Annotated in this window: 16 protein-coding genes; 3 read left to right on the forward strand and 13 right to left on the reverse strand. The window is 69.6% G+C overall.

Features of this window, described 5'->3' with window-relative positions; all coding sequences use genetic code 11:
- Positions 1-20 precede the first annotated feature (20 nt).
- The 7 genes from C9J87_RS16205 to kdd all read right to left on the reverse strand — a co-directional run bounded on the left by C9J87_RS16205 (position 21) and on the right by kdd (position 7067).
- A complete protein-coding gene (locus tag C9J87_RS16205) occupies positions 21-518 on the reverse strand; it encodes an FxsA family protein (protein WP_107706049.1) in 498 nt (165 codons plus the stop codon).
- Positions 515-1282 carry a polyprenol monophosphomannose synthase gene (locus C9J87_RS16210; protein ID WP_107706050.1) on the reverse strand — a complete coding sequence of 256 codons (768 nt, stop codon included), beginning with the start codon at positions 1280-1282 and terminating at the stop codon, positions 515-517. Before C9J87_RS16210 ends, C9J87_RS16205 begins: the two co-directional genes overlap by 4 nt.
- Before the next feature lie 40 nt (positions 1283-1322).
- The gene (lnt, locus tag C9J87_RS16215) at positions 1323-2828 is read right to left on the reverse strand and encodes an apolipoprotein N-acyltransferase (protein WP_157953235.1); all 1506 of its coding nucleotides are present in this window, start codon (positions 2826-2828) and stop codon (positions 1323-1325) included.
- A 421-nt stretch (positions 2829-3249) separates the two neighbouring features.
- Positions 3250-3654: a 3-aminobutyryl-CoA ammonia lyase gene (gene kal, locus C9J87_RS16220; protein WP_010832895.1), complete on the reverse strand. Its 405-nt coding sequence runs from the start codon at positions 3652-3654 to the stop codon at positions 3250-3252.
- Positions 3651-4388 carry a lysine 5,6-aminomutase subunit beta gene (gene kamE / locus C9J87_RS16225; protein ID WP_010832894.1) on the reverse strand — a complete coding sequence of 246 codons (738 nt, stop codon included), beginning with the start codon at positions 4386-4388 and terminating at the stop codon, positions 3651-3653. The genes kal and kamE overlap by 4 nt, the downstream gene beginning before the upstream one ends.
- 76 nt (positions 4389-4464) lie before the next feature.
- Complete coding sequence (gene kamD / locus C9J87_RS16230) at positions 4465-6036, reverse strand: lysine 5,6-aminomutase subunit alpha (RefSeq protein WP_107706051.1); 1572 nt, start codon at positions 6034-6036, stop codon at positions 4465-4467.
- Positions 6033-7067: an L-erythro-3,5-diaminohexanoate dehydrogenase gene (gene kdd, locus C9J87_RS16235; protein ID WP_107706073.1), complete on the reverse strand. Its 1035-nt coding sequence runs from the start codon at positions 7065-7067 to the stop codon at positions 6033-6035. Before kdd ends, kamD begins: the two co-directional genes overlap by 4 nt.
- Positions 7068-7239: 172 nt before the next feature.
- On the opposite strand from kdd, the gene C9J87_RS16240 reads away from it, so the two are divergent.
- Both C9J87_RS16240 and C9J87_RS16245 read left to right on the forward strand, forming a co-directional pair.
- Positions 7240-8709, forward strand: a complete 1470-nt coding sequence (locus C9J87_RS16240; RefSeq protein ID WP_107706052.1) for a KamA family radical SAM protein — start codon at positions 7240-7242, stop codon at positions 8707-8709.
- Between the two features lie 216 nt (positions 8710-8925).
- Positions 8926-9882 carry a hypothetical protein gene (locus C9J87_RS16245; RefSeq protein WP_107706053.1) on the forward strand — a complete coding sequence of 319 codons (957 nt, stop codon included), beginning with the start codon at positions 8926-8928 and terminating at the stop codon, positions 9880-9882.
- Between the two features lie 114 nt (positions 9883-9996).
- Here C9J87_RS16245 and C9J87_RS16250 read toward each other — a convergent pair whose 3' ends face one another.
- A complete protein-coding gene (locus C9J87_RS16250; RefSeq protein ID WP_269634811.1) occupies positions 9997-10449 on the reverse strand; it encodes an Lrp/AsnC family transcriptional regulator in 453 nt (150 codons plus the stop codon).
- A 38-nt stretch (positions 10450-10487) separates the two neighbouring features.
- On the opposite strand from C9J87_RS16250, the gene C9J87_RS16255 reads away from it, so the two are divergent.
- On the forward strand, positions 10488-11423 hold the full coding sequence (locus C9J87_RS16255; protein WP_408635564.1) for a 5'-3' exonuclease: 936 nt from the start codon (positions 10488-10490) through the stop codon (positions 11421-11423).
- Here C9J87_RS16255 and C9J87_RS16260 read toward each other — a convergent pair.
- Genes C9J87_RS16260 through tatA form a run of 5 tightly spaced genes read right to left on the reverse strand, consistent with a single transcriptional unit; the run spans position 11413 to position 16697 of the window.
- Positions 11413-14220, reverse strand: coding sequence for a DEAD/DEAH box helicase (locus C9J87_RS16260; RefSeq protein WP_408635565.1), 2808 nt, complete (start codon positions 14218-14220; stop codon positions 11413-11415). The two genes, C9J87_RS16255 and C9J87_RS16260, sit on opposite strands and share 11 nt — an antisense overlap.
- Positions 14217-15089 (reverse strand): diacylglycerol kinase, encoded by an 873-nt coding sequence (locus C9J87_RS16265; RefSeq protein WP_107706056.1) that lies wholly within the window; start codon positions 15087-15089, stop codon positions 14217-14219. The genes C9J87_RS16260 and C9J87_RS16265 overlap by 4 nt, the downstream gene beginning before the upstream one ends.
- 20 nt (positions 15090-15109) lie before the next feature.
- The gene (locus tag C9J87_RS16270; RefSeq protein ID WP_107706057.1) at positions 15110-15532 is read right to left on the reverse strand and encodes a hypothetical protein; all 423 of its coding nucleotides are present in this window, start codon (positions 15530-15532) and stop codon (positions 15110-15112) included.
- Between the two features lie 13 nt (positions 15533-15545).
- Entirely contained in the window at positions 15546-16385 is an 840-nt protein-coding gene (gene tatC / locus C9J87_RS16275) for a twin-arginine translocase subunit TatC (protein WP_232820086.1), read from the reverse strand.
- Positions 16386-16409: 24 nt separating this feature from the next.
- A complete protein-coding gene (gene tatA / locus C9J87_RS16280) occupies positions 16410-16697 on the reverse strand; it encodes a twin-arginine translocase TatA/TatE family subunit (protein WP_107706059.1) in 288 nt (95 codons plus the stop codon).
- Between the last annotated feature and the right edge of the window lie 21 nt (positions 16698-16718).

Consider the following 16718-nt stretch of genomic DNA (forward strand, 5'->3'; position numbering starts at 1 on the left):
TCGGATTAAGGAGCCACGCCCTAGTCGACCACTTCGCCCTCCACCACGGACCCGCCAGGGTTCGGGTGGGGGCGTTGTTGATTTCCGGGCATCGCGCCCGGGCCGGTTCGAGGCATGTACGCCGTCGCGCCGGCGCCGACCAGGCGCCGGGACACCACCCCGGTGAGCGCCCGGCGCGCGAGTGGACGCGTGAAGGGGAGGATCAGCGCCATCCCGAGGAGATCGGTGACGAAGCCCGGAGTCAGCATGAGGGTGCCGCCGATCAGGATCAGCGCACCGTCGGCGAGCTCCCTGGCCGGCATCTGACCGCTGCCGAGCGCAGTGCGCAGGGCCGCGAAGGCGCGGCCGCCCTCGCGGCGGATCAACCAGGCACCGATGATGCTGGCGGCGACCAGCAGCAGAATCGTCCACCACGGGCCGATGACCTGCCCGACCTGGATGAGCACGAAGATCTCCAGCAGCGGCACCACCACGAAGGCCACCACGAGCAGCCAGGCGGGGATCTTGCGTCGCGTCATGGGGTGCTCCCGCGCGGGCCCTTCCGGGTCGTGCGCCGCCCGTCGCGCCGGCGCAGCGCGCGCCGCGCCTGCTCACGACGCTCGTGCAGGCCCCAGAGCGTGATCTTCTTCAGCGACTCGCTGGCGACCTGGCCGCTCATCTTGGAGTCGCCACGGACGCGCTCGATGAACTCGATCGGCACCTCGGACACCTTCAGGCCGGCCATGACGGTGCGGTAGGCCATGTCGGTCTGGAAGACATAGCCGGTCGAGGTCACCGTCGCGAGGTCGATCTTCTCCAGCGTGGGGCGGCGGAACAGGCGGAAGCCGGCCGTGGCGTCCTTGACGCCCATGCCCAGCAGCAGCCGCACGTAGAGGTTGCCGCCGCGTGAGAGCAGCTCGCGCCGCCGCGGCCAGTTGACGATGGACCCGCCCGGGACGTAGCGCGAGCCGATCACGAGGTCGGCGTCGACCAGCGCGCCGAGCAGGCGGTGCAGCTGCTCGGGCTGGTGCGAGCCGTCGGCATCCATCTCGCCGATGACGTCGTAGCCCTGCTCGAGCGCGACGGCGAAGCCGTGCAGGTAGGCAGCGCCGAGCCCGCCCTTCGCCGTACGGTGCAGGACCTGCACCTGGCTGTCCTCGGCGGCCAGCCGGTCGGCGATGTCGCCGGTGCCGTCGGGCGAGTTGTCGTCGACCACGAGGACGTCGATGCTCGGCTCCGCGGCCCGCAGGCGGGCGACGATGAGCTCAAGGTTGGTGGCTTCGTTGAAGGTGGGGATCACCATCACAACTCGACCAAGCTCGGCTGTGCTCACTGGTCTCCCCTCACGTGTCGAGAATACGGCCCGGCGCGGAATTCGGCCGTTCCTTGCGACGATACGTGACCAGAATGAATGCCAGAGAAACAACTGTGATGGCGACGATGACACGTCCGGGCCATGCACCCACCGCGACGGCCGGCGTCAGCTCGGCAGCGAGCGTGACGTCCCCGACGACCACGGCGCGGGTGCGCGGATCGGCGGCCTCGAGCACCTCCCCGTCGGGCGCGATGATGCCCGAGACCCCGTTGATCGCGGCGACCACGACGTAGCGCCCGGTCTCGATCGCGCGCAGCCTGCTGATCTCGAACTGCTGGTCGATCTGGGCGGTGTTGATGAACATCGCGTTGCTGGTCTGCACGGTGATCAGCTGGCCCCCGTTCGCGACCTGGCCGTGGATGGCGTCGTCGTAGGCGACGTCGAAGCAGATGGCGTCCGCGATCCTGGTCCCGGCGATCCGGAGCGGCTCGAGGCTGGTGCCGCGGGCCATGTCGCGCGGGATCAGTGCGAGCTGGCCGTAGGTGTCGGGGATCAGTGAGCCCCGGTAGGGGATGTACTCGCCGTACGGCACGGGATGGCGCTTGGTGTAGCGGTCTCCCCCACCGATCTCGGGCTGCCACACGATGCCCTGGTTGAGGACCTCCTTCTCGCGGGGTGAGTCGACCATCCCGCCGACCAGGATCGGCACCCCGATCGCGTCGGAGGCGGTCGTGATCTCGGCGCGCGCCTCGACGTCGCTGAACGGGTCGACGGCCGTGGAGTTCTCCGACCAGACGACGAGGTCGACCCGCTCCCCCGCACCGGCCAGCTCGACCGTCAGGTCGGAGAAGGCGCGCGTGATGTCGCGGTGGTGGGCAAGCACGTCGGTGCCGTCGCCCGGCACGTCCGCCTGCACGGCGGCCACCCGCAGGCTGCGCCCCCGCTCGATGTCGTACGTCGCCAGCAGCGGCACGCAGGTCACCGCGACCAGCGCCGCGGCGGCGAGCAGGGCGGCCGCCGGCTTGCGCAACCGAGTGGTCACCAGCCAGGCCAGCGCACTGCCGGTGAGCGCGATCAGCAGGCTGACCCCGGTCATCCCGAGCCAGGGCAGCCCCGCCGCCCACACGGTGTCGGCGGTGCCGAAGGACAACCGGCCCCAGGTGAGGCCGCCGAACGGCCATGCGCCGCGCCACGACTCGACGCTCACCCACGCGCACGCGCACCACACGGGCCACCAGCGCAGGCGGGTGAGGGCAGCGAACGCGACACCCAAGGGGGCGAAGTAGACGGACTGCACGACCGACAGGGCGGCCCACGCGTCCGGACCCACGACCCGCAGCCACCACAGCAGGCCGCCGAAGAAGGCGAGCCCGAAGAGCCACCCCGGCAGCCAGGCCCAGCGCAGCCTGGTGCCGCGCACGCTGAGGACGAGGATCGCGATGCCGATCGGCAGTGCGGGAGCGAAGCTGACCGGGGCGAAGCCCAGGGAGAGCACGACGCCGCCGAGCAGGGCGACGACGCAGCGGAGCAGCACGCGCACACGCTAGCCGTCGGGCGGTCATCGCCCGTCATGGCCGCGCTCCTTGCAGGGGAACGGGAGGCGCGCACACCCTTCGGACCAACCCACTGCCAGCTGGCTGCGGACAGCAGGAAGTTGTCTACGGAGCCTGCGCCCCTCCCGTCTCCACCCTCATGGTGCGAGACCGACCTCCGTGAACCAGTTCGGCTCGGATGCTGGCTGCACACCCCCCGATCCGGCCACTCGGACGCCGGTCCGCCAGCCATGATCTGCACGGGCGGACCACGGCACCTTCGCTGTCCGGGCGACGCGTGTCAACAGGCCGCTGACCTGCGGCAACGCGCATCTTCGCAGGTCAGCGCGGCGCCGTACACCACAAGAATTGGGCAAAAAAGATGCGGGGATCGGCGTGTCGGAGCGTGACACGCCGCGACCTTCACTCCCGCGCTGGGGAAGGCGGCACGACCACCGTGCCGGTGGCGGTGGTCGCCACGAGGGGCGGGGTGAGGGAGGCGGCCGCGCCGGGCGCCTCGGGTGTGGCCGCGCCCCTGGCGACGACGCTCACCATGAAGTCCATGACCCGGCTGCGGGTGCCGGCCCTGACCAGGGTCGCGGTGATCTCGAGGACGTCACCGGCGTGCACCGGCGCCTTGAACTGCACGTCGGAGTAGGACGCGAACAGGCCCTCGTCACCGTCGAGCAGGATGCACAGCTCGGTCGCCACGTCACCGAAGAGACCGAGGGAGTAGGCACCGTCGACGAGGTTGCCGGCGTAGTGGGCGTGGCTGTAGGGGACGTAGCGGCGGTGGGTGACGGTGGTGCCGATGCGCGAATCAGTCATGACGCTTCCCTGGTGGTGAGGCGGTGGACGAGGAAGGAGGCGACCTCGCCGGGAGTCGTGCCGCGGCTGAAGACCCGGTCGACCCCGAGCTCGTCGGCCATCGTCTCATCGAAGCGGGGGCCACCGACGACGAGCAGCGGGCGCTTGTCCGCGGGATAGGACTCGCGGAAGGCGGCCGACATCTCGCGGGTGTTGAGGAGGTGGGCGTCGCGCTGGGTGACGACCTGCGAGACGAGGACCGCGTCGGCCTTCTCGGTGCGAGCGGCCTCGACGAGCTCGGGGACGGACACCTGGGCACCGAGATTGACGACCTTCACCTCGCGGTAGTACTCCAGTCCCTTCTCCCCCGCGAACCCCTTGATGTTGAGGATCGCGTCGATGCCGACGGTGTGGGCGTCGGTGCCGATGCAGCCGCCGACGACCACCATCCGGCGCCGCAGGGTGCGCTTGATCTCCGCGTTGGCCTCCTTCGGCGTGAGCAGCGGGTAGTCGCGCTCGACGACCTCGACCACGCTGGGGTCGACGAGGTGGTTGACCCGGCCGTAGACCACGAAGAAGGTGAAGTCGGGCCCCATCGCCTTGGAGTGCACGACCATCGCGGGGTCCATGCCCATCTTGTTGGCGAGCTGCGCCGCGGCTCCCTCGGCGATCTTCGAGTGCGCCATCGGCAGCGTGAAGGACAGCTGGACCATGCCGTCGCCGGTCGTGTCGCCGTACGGACGAATGAGGCTCATGCGCGTACTCGCTTCGCTCCGTGCGCGCATGAGGCACAGACCGCGCTGCGTTGAATGGTTCGCTCGCTGCGCTCGTTCACAGGCGTCCCTCCAGGATCTCGGTGGCGGGGTTGTAGTAGTCGCGTGCCTTCTTCGCGACGCCCTCGAGCCCGCGGCCCTTGTCGGCGGGGCGCTTCATCAGGCCGAACGTGCCGTCGGCGATGGCGTCGAGCAGGCCGTTGGGGTGGCCCTCGATGTCCTGGAGCAGCGTGATGGAGTCGCCCAGGACCTCCTGGGCCCGGTTGACGATGAAGCCGCCCGGCTTCGGGGAGAAGTCCTCGTGCAGGTTGCCGGCGGCGTTCATGACGTAGCGGACGTTCTGCAGCGCCAGGTCACGATCGGAGAGCCAGGGCGTCACCACCGCCTCGGTCATCATCCCGACGAGCAGGATGCCCTGGTCGGTCAGCGCGCCGACGAGGTTGAAGAACCCGTCGAGGAGGTAGCCCTTGAACACGTCGCCGGTCATGTGCCGCGTCGGCGGCATCCACTTGAGCGGCGCCTTCGGGAAGAGGTCGCGCGCGAGCATCGCGTGGGCGAGCTCGAGGCGGAACGAGTCGGGCACCTCGGGATCGATCTCGAAGGCGTGCCCAAGTCCGAGCTGCCAGTCCTCGAGGCCGGCCTCCTTGGCGAAGTACTCGTTGAGGAGCTGGCTGGTCGTGACCGTGTGTGCCGCCTCGACCGCATCGGCGGTGGTGAGGTAGTTGTCCTCGCCCGTGTTGATGATGATGCCGGCGCGGGCGTGGACCTGGCGGCTGAAGCGCTGGTCGACGAAGGTGCGGATCGGGTTGATGTCGCGGAAGAGGATCCCGTACATCGAGTCGTTGAGCATCATGTCGAGCCGCTCGAGGCCTGCCAGCGCGGCGATCTCGGGCATGCACAGGCCGGAGGCGTAGTTGGTCAGCCTGACGTAGCGCCCGAGCTCGCGGCTCGTCTCGTCGAGGGCTGCGCGCATCAGGCGGAAGTTCTCCTGCGTGGCGTAGGTCCCGGCGAAGCCCTCGCGTGTCGCGCCCTCCGGCACGAAGTCGAGCAGGCTCTGCCCCGTGCTGCGGATGACGGCGATGACGTCGGCGCCCTCGCGCGCGGCGTTCTGGGCCTGCGGGATGTCCTCGTAGATGTCGCCGGTGGCGACGATGAGGTAGATCCACGGCTTGCGAGGCGCGTCGCCGACCTTGGCGATCATCCGCTCGCGCTCGACGCGGCGACGGTCGATCTGCTTGATGCCCTGACCGACGGCCTTGTGCGAGGCCTTGGCCGCGCGGATCGCGTCCTTCCCCTCCGGGAGGCGGAAGGTGATGGAGCCGGCGGATGCCTTCTGGGCCAGCGTCTCGAGGTCGTCCGCCTCGCCGCGCAGCAGGGCGTCCCACACCGGGAGAGCCAGGCCGTGCTCGAGCCCGACGTCCGCGCGCACCACGTCGGCGAGGCGGTTGACCCACGGCGTGCCCTCGGAGTCGGCGCCAGCGAGTCCGGCAAGCCGCAGGGTGGCGCGCTCGACGCTCACGGTCGTGTGTCGCTGGGCCGTCCTCACGATCGGCTTGCCGACCCGTCGCGCGAGCGTGCGCGCCTCACGGATCTGGGCGGTGTCGAGGCCGAGCTTTCCGGTGGTCTTCACAGTCGCCCCTCGAAGAGGCCACGCACGCCGGCGTTGCCCCGCAGGAGCTCCATGGCGTACGCCGCGTGGCCGGGCACGTAGCCGTTGCCGACGATCATCTTGACGTCCGCAGCGAGCCCCTCGGCGCCCAGCGCTGCGGCGGAGAAGGAGGTGGCCATCGAGAAGAAGATGACCGTGCCGCCCTCGGCGGTGGCCAGGATCGCTCCGCCCTCGCAGCCGGGCACGTCGACGCAGACGACGGTGACCTCGGCCGGTCCCCCGGCCTTCGCGACCGCGTCGCGCAGGGCGACCGGGTCGCGGGCGTCGGCGATCACGACCTCGTCGGCGAGTCCGGCACCCCGCAGTCGCTCCGCCTCTTCGTGTTGCGGCACGACCCCGATGACCCGGCCGGCTCCGGCCTCACGAGCGGCGGCCAGGCTCAGGGAGCCGGACTTGCCGCCTCCCCCGATCACCACGACGGTGGGCTCGGCGTAGTCGGCCACCACGCGCGCGGTCAGGGCCGGGGCACCACAGACGTCCATGACCGACAGGCTCAGGGCGGCAGGCAGGTCGTCTGGAATGACTGCGGCGATGGACCGGCCGAACAGGACGGCGTAGCCGTCACACGGGACCTGCTCGCTGCGACCGTCCCACTGCTTCAGCTCGTCCTCGATCACCAGTGGCGTGAGCGTCAGGCTGACCAGGGCGGCGATGCGGTCACCGACCGCGAGGCCGAGGGTCGACTCCGGGCCGACCTCCTCGACGGTGCCGACGAGCATGCCGCCGGACCCGGTGACGGGATTGTGCATCTTGCCGCGGGTGCCGACGATGTCGAGCACCTCCGCGCGCACGAGGTCGCCGTCGCCACCGTGCTTTCCCTCGAGCTGGCGGAAGGACGCAGCATCGAGGTTCAGCTTCTCGACGCGAACTCGGACCTCGTCGGGCCACAGCTCGGCGCTGGTGTCGAGCCGCTGGGCCGCCTGCGGCAGCACGACCGCGTCGTCCAGGACCCGGTGCAGGCCGGTGGGATCACTCGTCGACTCGCGTGACATCCGCTCGTCCTCCGTCATATGGGTGTCGATACAGGAGATATTGCGGCGCGTCATTGGACTTGCCGGACAATCTCCTCGTATCGTGGCAGATGAGGCGCGGCTCACACAACTGACGCGCCGCGCGCACCAGACCCAGCCAGCCCGACCGGCCACCCTCGCCCTTGGAGCACCCATGAGCCTCGACATCTCACCCGCCCCCACCGATCGGCGCAGTGAGTCCGGACAGCCCTACCCCTATCAGCGGGTCGAGCTCGTGGAGCCCGACTGGACCCGGTTCCCGGGCTGGCGCGACGTCACGGCCGAGGACTGGGAATCGGTCCAGTGGCAGCGCGCCCACTGCGTCAAGAACGTCAAGCAGCTGCGCGAGCTGCTCGGTGACCTCGTCGACGAGCGGTTCTACGCCGACCTCGAGCGCGACCAGGCCGAGCGAGCGACCATGTCGATGCTCATCCCCCCGCAGATGATGAACACGATGATGCCGTCCGCGGTGCCGTCCGGTCCCGGTTCGTTGACGGAGGCGCTGTACGCCGACCCGATCCGCAACTACATGATCCCGGTGTTCAGCGATCGCCGTACGGACTGGTCGTCACACCCGCACGCCACCCGCGACTCGCTGCACGAGCACGACATGTGGGCGACCGAGGGGCTGACCCACCGCTACCCGACCAAGGTGCTGGCCGAGCTGCTCCCGACCTGCCCGCAGTACTGCGGGCACTGCACGCGCATGGACCTCGTCGGGAACTCGACGCCGGTGATCGAGAAGCTGAAGTTCGCCGGCAAGCCCAACGACCGCATCGGCGACATGATCGACTACCTGCGCCGGACGCCGTCGGTGCGCGACGTCGTCGTCTCCGGTGGCGACGTGGCCAACATGCCGTGGCCGCGGCTCGAGGCGTTCTTGACCTCGGTGCTCGAGGTCGACAACATCCGCGACATCCGGCTCGCCACCAAGGCCCTGATCGGGCTCCCCCAGCACTGGCTGCAGCCCGAGGTCGTCGACGGCGTCGGCCGCGTCGCCGCCATCGCCCGTTCGCGTGGGGTCTCCCTTGCGATCCACACCCACGCCAACCACGCGAGCTCGATCACCCCGATCGTCGCCAGGGCGACGCGCGCGATGCTCGACGCGGGCGTGCGCGACGTACGCAACCAAGGGGTGCTGCTCAACGGCGTCAACGCCGACGGCGACACCCTCCTCGACCTGTGCTTCCGGCTGCTCGACGGGGCGCAGATCATGCCCTACTACTTCTACATGTGCGACATGATCCCGTTCTCGGAGCACTGGCGGGTCTCGGTCGCCGATGCGCAGAAGCTGCAGCACCACATCATGGGCTACCTCCCCGGCTTCGCGACCCCGCGGATCGTCTGCGACGTGCCGTTCGTCGGGAAGCGCTGGGTGCACCAGCTCGCCGACTACGACACCGAGCGTGGCATCTCCTACTGGACGAAGAACTACAAGACGTCCATCGAGGCGGCCGACCCCGACGCCTTGTCGCGCACCTACGAGTACTACGACCCGATCCACACCCTCCCCGCCGCCGGCCAGCAGTGGTGGGCCGAGCACGGCGGGCTCGAGTCCACCGCGCTCAAGGCTGCCGAGATGGCGGAGGCGAGTCGCCGTACCGCCGCCCTCCAGGCCTGGTAGCCGGCGAGGAAGTTCCCTGACCACTGCAGGAGTCCCCGCTTCGGCGGGGACTCCTGCACGTAGTGGCCGTTGCAACGGCCCACCGGCGTCAAACTCTCCCTACCTGTTCGACGCTCCGGACCACAACGTCTCCACAGGTATGCGTCCGGGTGCGATATCCACAGCGGGTCGTGCATCGACGCATGAGTGTCGGTCCCTGAAGGAACGGTCGTCGCCATGACGGCCAACGAAGCCTTTCCTGTGAGACTCGAGGACATCTGGCTCCGCCGAGAGCTCATTGACCGCGAGTGGTCTGACCGCGACATCGCGAGGTGCGTGAAGGCGGGACTCATCAGCAGGGTCAGGTACGGCGCATACGTCGACTCGGCACTGTGGAGCGCGGCGAGCGATCTACACAGGTATCGCGTCCGCTCGCGTGCCGTGCTGAGGACTGCCCATGAGTCGTCAGTGCTTACGCACCAATCCGCGCTTGCCGAGTGGGACGTGCCGATGTGGCGCATCGACCTGACCGAGGTTGCGCTGACCCGGACCGATGAAAAGGCCGGTCGCCGCGAGAGCTTGATCGTGCACCACTCCGGGCGGTTGCCTCTCGAACACATCACGCTGCGCCACGGGGTCCCCGTGACCACGGCAGCCAGGACCGCAGTCGAGATCCTGTCCGTCGTTGACCTCGAACTCGGTCTGGTCATCCTCAATGGCCTGCTCAACCTGAGACGGACAACGCTGGAGGAGGTCGCAAGACTGGCGCGACAGACGGAGCACTGGCCCGAGACGCTGAACACGCGGGTAGCCCTGAGTCTCGCGGACTCGCGCCTCCAGAGCGTTGCCGAGACTCGATTCGTCTACCTCTGCTACCGCCAGGGGTTGCCTCGGCCAGAGCCACAAGTGGAGGTGCTGGACGAATCAGGATTCCTGATCGGCGTGGTCGACTTCCTGTGGCGCACGCACGGCGTCTTCCTCGAGTTCGATGGCCGCATCAAGTACGAGATCTACCGACGCCCCGGGGAGACTCTCGCCGACTACCTCATGCGTGAGAAGCGACGCGAGGAGCGAATCTGCCAAGCCACGGGCTGGGTGTGCATCCGCATCGGCTGGGCCGACCTCGAGAACCCGACTGCCACTGCTCGCCGCATCCTCAAGCTGCTGGCGAGCCGCGGTGCACCTGCGGCGTGACCAGCGTTGCTCGCTCATCAGGTTGGGGAACTCTTGCGCCTCTGGGGCGTTGCAACGGCCAACCTGTGACGGAGTCCCCGCTTAGGCGGGGACTCCGCGACAGGAGCGACGCCCTCAGCCGAGGGGGCGGTTCTCGTACGGCGTGGAGAGCACGATCGTCGTGCGGGTGGAGACGTTCGCGGCGGAGCGGATGCGGGCGAGGAGGTCCTCGAGGTGCCGGGGGGTGGGGACGCGGATCTTGAGGATGTAGGACTCCTCACCGGCCACGGACCAGCAGGACTCGATCTCGGGGATGTCGACGAGCCGCTCGGGGTAGTCGTCGGGCTGCGAGGGGTCGATCGGCGTGATCGAGATGAACGCGGTCAGCGGCCGTCCGAGCTGCTCGTGGTCGACCTGCGCGCCGTAGCCGCGGATCAGGCCGCGCGACTCCAGGCGCTTGACCCGCTGGTGCACGGCGGAGGTCGAGAGACCGGTGGCCTTGCCCAGGTCGGTGAACGACATCCGCCCGTCCGTGGCGAGCAGGGACAGGATCAGGCGGTCGGTGGTCTCCACGGCAGGGGTTGTCACGCGCTCAGAGTAGCGACGGATCGTGCAAGGATCCCGGTGTGACCGCACAGCGACTGATGCTTCTTGACACGGCCTCCCTGTACTTCCGCGCATTCTTCGGTGTTCCGGACTCCGTGCGCGCGCCCGACGGCACTCCCGTGAACGCCGTGAGGGGGCTCCTCGACTTCATCAGCAGGCTCGTGGAGGAGTACCAGCCGACCGATCTCGTGTGTTGCTGGGACAACGACTGGCGCCCGCAGTGGCGCGTCGAGCTGATCCCGACCTACAAGGCCCACCGCGTCGAGGCGCCGCGTCCTGACGGCATCCCGGACATCGAGGAGGTGCCCGACCCGCTCGAGGTCCAGATCCCGGTGATCGTCGAGGTCCTCGGTGCGTTCGGCATCTCCATCGTCGGCGCCGACCACTACGAGGCCGACGACGTCATCGGCACCCTCGCCACCAACGCGAAGATGCCCGTCGACATCGTCACCGGCGACCGCGACCTCTTCCAGCTCGTCGACGACGCAGCCGAGGTGCGCGTCCTCTACGTCGCCCGCGGTGTCGCCAAGCACGAGCGCATGACCGAGCACGTCGTGGTCGAGAAGTACTCCGTCCTCCCCCAGCAGTACGCCGACTTCGCCACCCTGCGCGGCGACGCCTCCGACGGCCTGCCCGGTGTCGCGGGCGTCGGCGACAAGACGGCCGCAAGCCTGCTCCTGTCGTACGGCGACCTGTCGGGCATCCGAGCGGCGGCGGCCGATCCCGGCTCGGCGCTGGGGCCCGGCCCGCGAGGCAAGATCCTGGCGGCGGCCGACTACCTCGAGGTCGCCCCGACGGTCGTGGCCGTGGCCCGCGACATCGACCTCGGCACCCCGGAGTGCGCCCTGCCGCGCTCGCCGAAGGACCCCGAGGCGCTGGCGGCCCTCGCCGAGCGCTGGGGGCTGAACAGCCCGGTCGAGCGCCTCACCAAGGTGCTCGCCGGACTCACTCCGTGACGGAGGAGTAGGCCACGACACCGCGCTTGAGCGCCTTGACCGTCTCGCGCGCGGTCTTGCGCAGCGGGGAGTCGCCGGCCGCGTCGGCGACCTGGCCGGCGAGGTCGAGCAGCTGCTTCATCCAGCGGACGAAGTCACCGGCCGCCAGGTCGGTCCCACCGAGCACGTCGTCGAGGTCGTCGCCCTCCGCCCAGCGGAAGGCGGCCCAGGCGAACCCGAGATCGGGCTCGCGCAGGAACTCGAGCTTGTTGTCGCGTTCCAGCGCGTCGAGCTGGCCCCAGACCCGCACGGTGTCGACGAGGGCGGCCTGCACCGCACCGCCGGGGACCTTCGGCGCGGAGGCATCGTCGGCACGACGGGCCTCGTAGACCAGCGAGGAGAGGACAGCGGCCAGCTCGGAGGCATCGAGGTGGTCCCAGAGCCCTTCACGCAGCGACTCGGCCGCGACCAGGTCCATGTCGGTGTAGATGCGCCGGAGGTGGCTCCCGCGCTCGGTCACGGTGTCGCCCTCGAGATAGCCCAGCGCCGTCAGCACGTTGCACACCCGGTCGAAGGTGCGCGCGACCGTGTTGGTGCGTGACTCGACCCGCCGCTTGAGCGTCTCGGCATCGCGCGCCAGCTTGAAGGACCGCTCGGCCCAGCGCGCGTGGTCCTCGCGCTCGGGGCACTGGTGGCACGGGTGCTGCTTGAGCTTCGTGCGCAGCTCGGCGATCTCCCGGTCGATCGGCGAGTCGGTGAAGTCATCCTTGCGGGTCGTACGGCGCGGGGGTGGCGGCGTCAGATTGTGGGTCTTGGTCCGCAGGGCCGAGGCGAGGTCGCGCCGCATGGCCGGGTTGCGGCCGTTGAACGACTTCGGCAGCCGCATCCGGGTGATGGCCTCGACGGGCGTCTGGAAGTCCATCGGCGCGAGGCGGCGGGCCTGCCGGTCTGCGGTCAGGACGTAGGGCCGCGGTTCGTGGCCGCCGATGCCGGGATCGATGACGACCGCGAAGCCAGCGAACTTCCCGTTGGGCACCATGATCACGTCGCCCGGCTTGAGCCGCGTCAGCGACTCCATCGCCTCCTCGCGGCGACCCGAGCGCCGCTCCCGGGAGGCGCCCTTCTCGACCTCGGAGATGCGACGGCGCAGCGCGGCGTACTCCATGAAGTCACCGACGTGGCAGGTGGCGGCCTCGTCGTAACCCGCGATCGCCTCCTGGGCCTTCTGCAGCTGGCGCGCCATCCCGACGACGGCCCGGTCGGCCTGGAACTGGGCGAAGGACTGCTCCAGCAGCTCGCGCGAGCGCTCGCGGCCGAACTGGTGGACCAGGTTGACCGCCATGTTGTAGGACGGGCGGAACGAGCTGCGCAGCGGATAGGTGCGGGTGGAGGCGAGGCCGGCGACCTCGCCGGGGTTCATCCCGGGCTGCCACAGCACCACGCCGTGGCCCTCGACGTCGAGCCCGCGGCGACCGGCACGACCGGTGAGCTGGGTGTACTCCCCCGGCGTGATGTCGGCGTGCGTCTCGCCGTTCCACTTCGACAGCTTCTCGATCACCACGGTGCGAGCCGGCATGTTGATGCCGAGCGCGAGCGTCTCGGTCGCGAACACCGCCTTCACCAGGCCACGCAGGAAGAGCTCCTCCACGCAGGACTTGAAGGTCGGCAGCATGCCCGCGTGGTGGGCGGCGACGCCACGCGTCAGGCCGTCGAGGAACTCGTGGTAGCCGAGCACCTCCAGGTCGTCGTCGGGCAGGTGGCGGCAGCGCTCCTCGACGTAGGCGAAGATCTCGGCGCGTTCCTCGGGGCTCGTCAGCCGGACGTTGGCCGAGAGGCACTGCGTGACGGCGGCGTCGCAGCCGACCCGGCTGAAGATGAAGACGATGGCGGGCAGCAGTCCCTCGCTGTCGAGGCGCTCGAGCACCTCGACCCGGCTCGGGATCCACACGCGCCGGCCGTTGCCGACCTGGCGGGGGTTCTTGGAGGCCCCCGGCTTGCCCTTCCGGGCCGACTTGCGATCGCGCATCAGCCGCGAGCTCGCCCAGTCGTCGCGCGCGATCCGCACGAGCTCGTCGTTGACGGGCGCGCCCTCCTTCACGAAGCCGGCGCTGGCGTCGACGTCGGAGGAGGCGAACAGGTCGAAGAGCCGCTTGCCGACCATCACGTGCTGGAACAGCGGCACCGGTCGGCGTTCCTCGACGATGGTGGTCGTCTCGCCGCGCACGGTCGCCAGCCACTCGCCGAACTCCTCGGCGTTGGACACGGTCGCGGACAGCGACACCAGCGTGACCGACTCGGGCAGGTGGATGATCACCTCTTCCCAGACCGCGCCGCGCATCCGGTCCGCGAGGTAGTGCACCTCGTCCATCACCACGAAGCCGAGCCCGATCAACGTGCGCGAGCCGGCATAGAGCATGTTGCGCAGCACCTCGGTGGTCATCACCACGATCGGCGCCTCGCCGTTGACGACGTTGTCGCCGGTCAGCAGGCCCACCTTCTCCGGCCCGTAGCGCGCGACGAGGTCGTTGTACTTCTGGTTGCTCAGCGCCTTGATCGGCGTCGTGTAGAAGCACTTGCGCCCGGTCTCGAGCGCGAGGTGGACGGCGAACTCGCCGACGATCGTCTTGCCGGAGCCGGTCGGGGCGGCGACCAGCACGCCGCGCCCCTCCTCGATCTCCTTGCACCCCCGCACCTGGAAGTCGTCCAGCGGGAAGTCGTAGAGACCGGCGAACGCGGCCGTCACCGGGTGCGTGGTCATGCGCGCGTACGTCGACGCGTGCTCGTCCTCGAACACGGGCTCGTCCTCGTGGCCGCTCATGCGAACACCGACAGGGCAGCAGGCTCGCAGTTGATCGTCAGCGGCAGGGCGCCGAAGCGCTCGCCGTCGGCGTACGTCGTCACACCTGGTGCGGCGAGGGTGACACTGCGGACGCGGTGGCGCTCGTATTCCGGCGCCTGCGTGTGGGTGCCGGAGAAGAGCTTGGGATAGGTGCGGATCAGCCTGGGCTTGGTCATCGTCTTGATGATGACCACATCGAGCAAGCCGTCGTCCAGCAGGGCCCCCTCGGCGATCCGCAGGCCGCCGCCGTAGGAGGTTCCGTTGCCGACGGCGACGAGCATCGCGTCGCGCTGGATCTGCGCGCCGTCGAGCTCGAGCGTGAACGGGAGGGCGCGGAAGGTGCGCAGCTCGACGAGCGTGGCGAGGTTGTAGCGCATCTGACCCCGTGGCCAGCTCATCTCGTTGGCCCGCTCGTTGACGATCGCGTCGAAGCCGGCGGCCAGGACGGTGATGAAGTAGCGCGAGCCGGTGCGGGCCAGGTCGATGGTCCGCGTGCGGGAACCGATCACACGGTCCGCCGCGGCGACCGGGTCCTGGCGCGGCAGGTCGAAGTAGCGGGCGACGTCGTTCCCGGTGCCCGCAGGGATGATCCCGAGGGGCACGCCGGTGCCGGCGAGGACCTGGGAGGCGAGGTGGGCGAGGCCGTCCCCTCCGCAGACCACGAGCGCCTCGACGCCGTCGGCGACGCTGGCGCGGGCCAGGTCGAGGGCCTCGTCGGCGTCGCGTCCCTCGAGGTTGCGCACGATGAGGCCGGCGTCGCGCAGCCGTGACAGTGCCGCCTCGCGGTAGCGCGCGCCCTTCCCCTTGCCCGAGGTGGGATTGGTGAGAAGAGCGATCTCGCGGGCCATGTCGACGACCCTATCCAGCCTCAGCGACGGTTCTGCTTCTCCGCGCCGATCCGCAGCAGCGCGCCCATGTTGTCGGGCGACCCGCCCACGGCGCGCGCCAGCCGGGACAGGGTGTCCAGCACCAGCTCGGCGTCGAACCGCGTGCCTGGTACGGCGAGCACCAGCCGGTCGCCGTACGTCCCGAGGAGGACCTGGCCGTGGCGCCACGACTGGTGGGCCCGGAGCCGCGAGTCGTCGTCGGTGACCGGCGCGGGATAGGCCTCGTCGACCGCCAGCAGGTCGCAGGCCAGGACGTCGTCGCCGCACACCAGGCGGCCGGCGACGAGGTGTCCGGACCGCAGGCCGCGATCGGCGTGCCAGACCACCTGGCCGACCCCCAGCCACTCGGGCAGGTCGAACGGATCGACGTCGACGATCGGCTTCCTGGTCGGCGCGGGCTCCATGGCCGTCACTGTGTCAGATGGTGGAGAGCTCGTCGGGCGAGAGGCCCGCGTTGGGGCTGCGCGCGGCCTTGCGGCGGTCGTTCCAGCGGGCGATGACCTCGGAGATGAGGTAGAGGAAGAGCATCGGCACGGCCATGAAGGTCATCGTGAAGGGGTCTGCGGAGGGCGTCGCCACGGCGGCGAAGACGAAGATGCCCACCACGATCCAGGGCCGGTGGGCGCCCAGCTGCTTGCCGCTCACGACACCGGCGAGGTTGAGCATCACCACGAAGACCGGGATCTCGAACGCCAGGCCGAAGACGAGCAGGGTGCGGGTGAAGAACTGGAGGTACTCGTTGAACTCGACCAGGTTGGTCACTCCCGGCGGGTTGAGGCCGATCAGCACCTCGAGTCCCTTGGGTAGCGTGACATAGCCCAGCACCACGCCGATCAGGAACAACGGCCCGGCGATCGCCACGAAGATCCGCGACCACTTCCGCTCAGTCGCGTGCAGGCCGGGCAGGATGAAGGCCCAGACCTGGTAGAGCCAGAACGGAGCCGTGACCACCAGCGAGCTGAACCCGCACAGCTTCAGGTAGAGCATCAGCCCACCGGCGGCGCCCCCCGTCGTCGCTTCCGTGGTTCCTTCGGGCAGCCGCTCCGCCGCCTGGTAGTAGGGAGCGCTGATGAGGTCATACAGGGGCATCCTGAAGTAGAGCGCCACCGCCAGGCCGACGATCAGGAGGGTCCCGGCGCGCAGCACGCGGGCGCGCGCTTCGCGGAGGTGGTCCCCGAGCGCCATCCGGCCGTCAGGGCCGACAGCGTGGGCAGGCTTGGCAGAATAGAGACGGACGAACCGCCCGACGAAACTCACAGACGTGCGTCGACGATGCCCGGCTCAGCCGGTGTGCTTGTCGGAGCGGATCTCGGGCTCGACCTCGGACTGCATCGTGGGCTCGGCCTGGGTGGCCGAGGTGGGAGGCAGCTCGGAGGGAGCAGCAGGCGTCGCCGGCTTGTCGTCGTCGTCGTCGCGCAGGCCCTTGGTCTCGGTCTTGAAGATGCGCAAGGCCTGACCGGTGCCACGGGCGAGCTCCGGAAGCTTGGCAGCACCGAACACGAGCACCACGATCGCGAGGATGACAAGCCACTCTGCGCCCTGCGGCATGCCGATCAGCGGGTTGATCATGAGTTGCTCCAAAAGTCGGGG

The sequence above is a fragment of the Nocardioides allogilvus genome, assembly GCF_003047285.1.
Lineage (GTDB): Bacteria > Actinomycetota > Actinomycetes > Propionibacteriales > Nocardioidaceae > Nocardioides > Nocardioides allogilvus.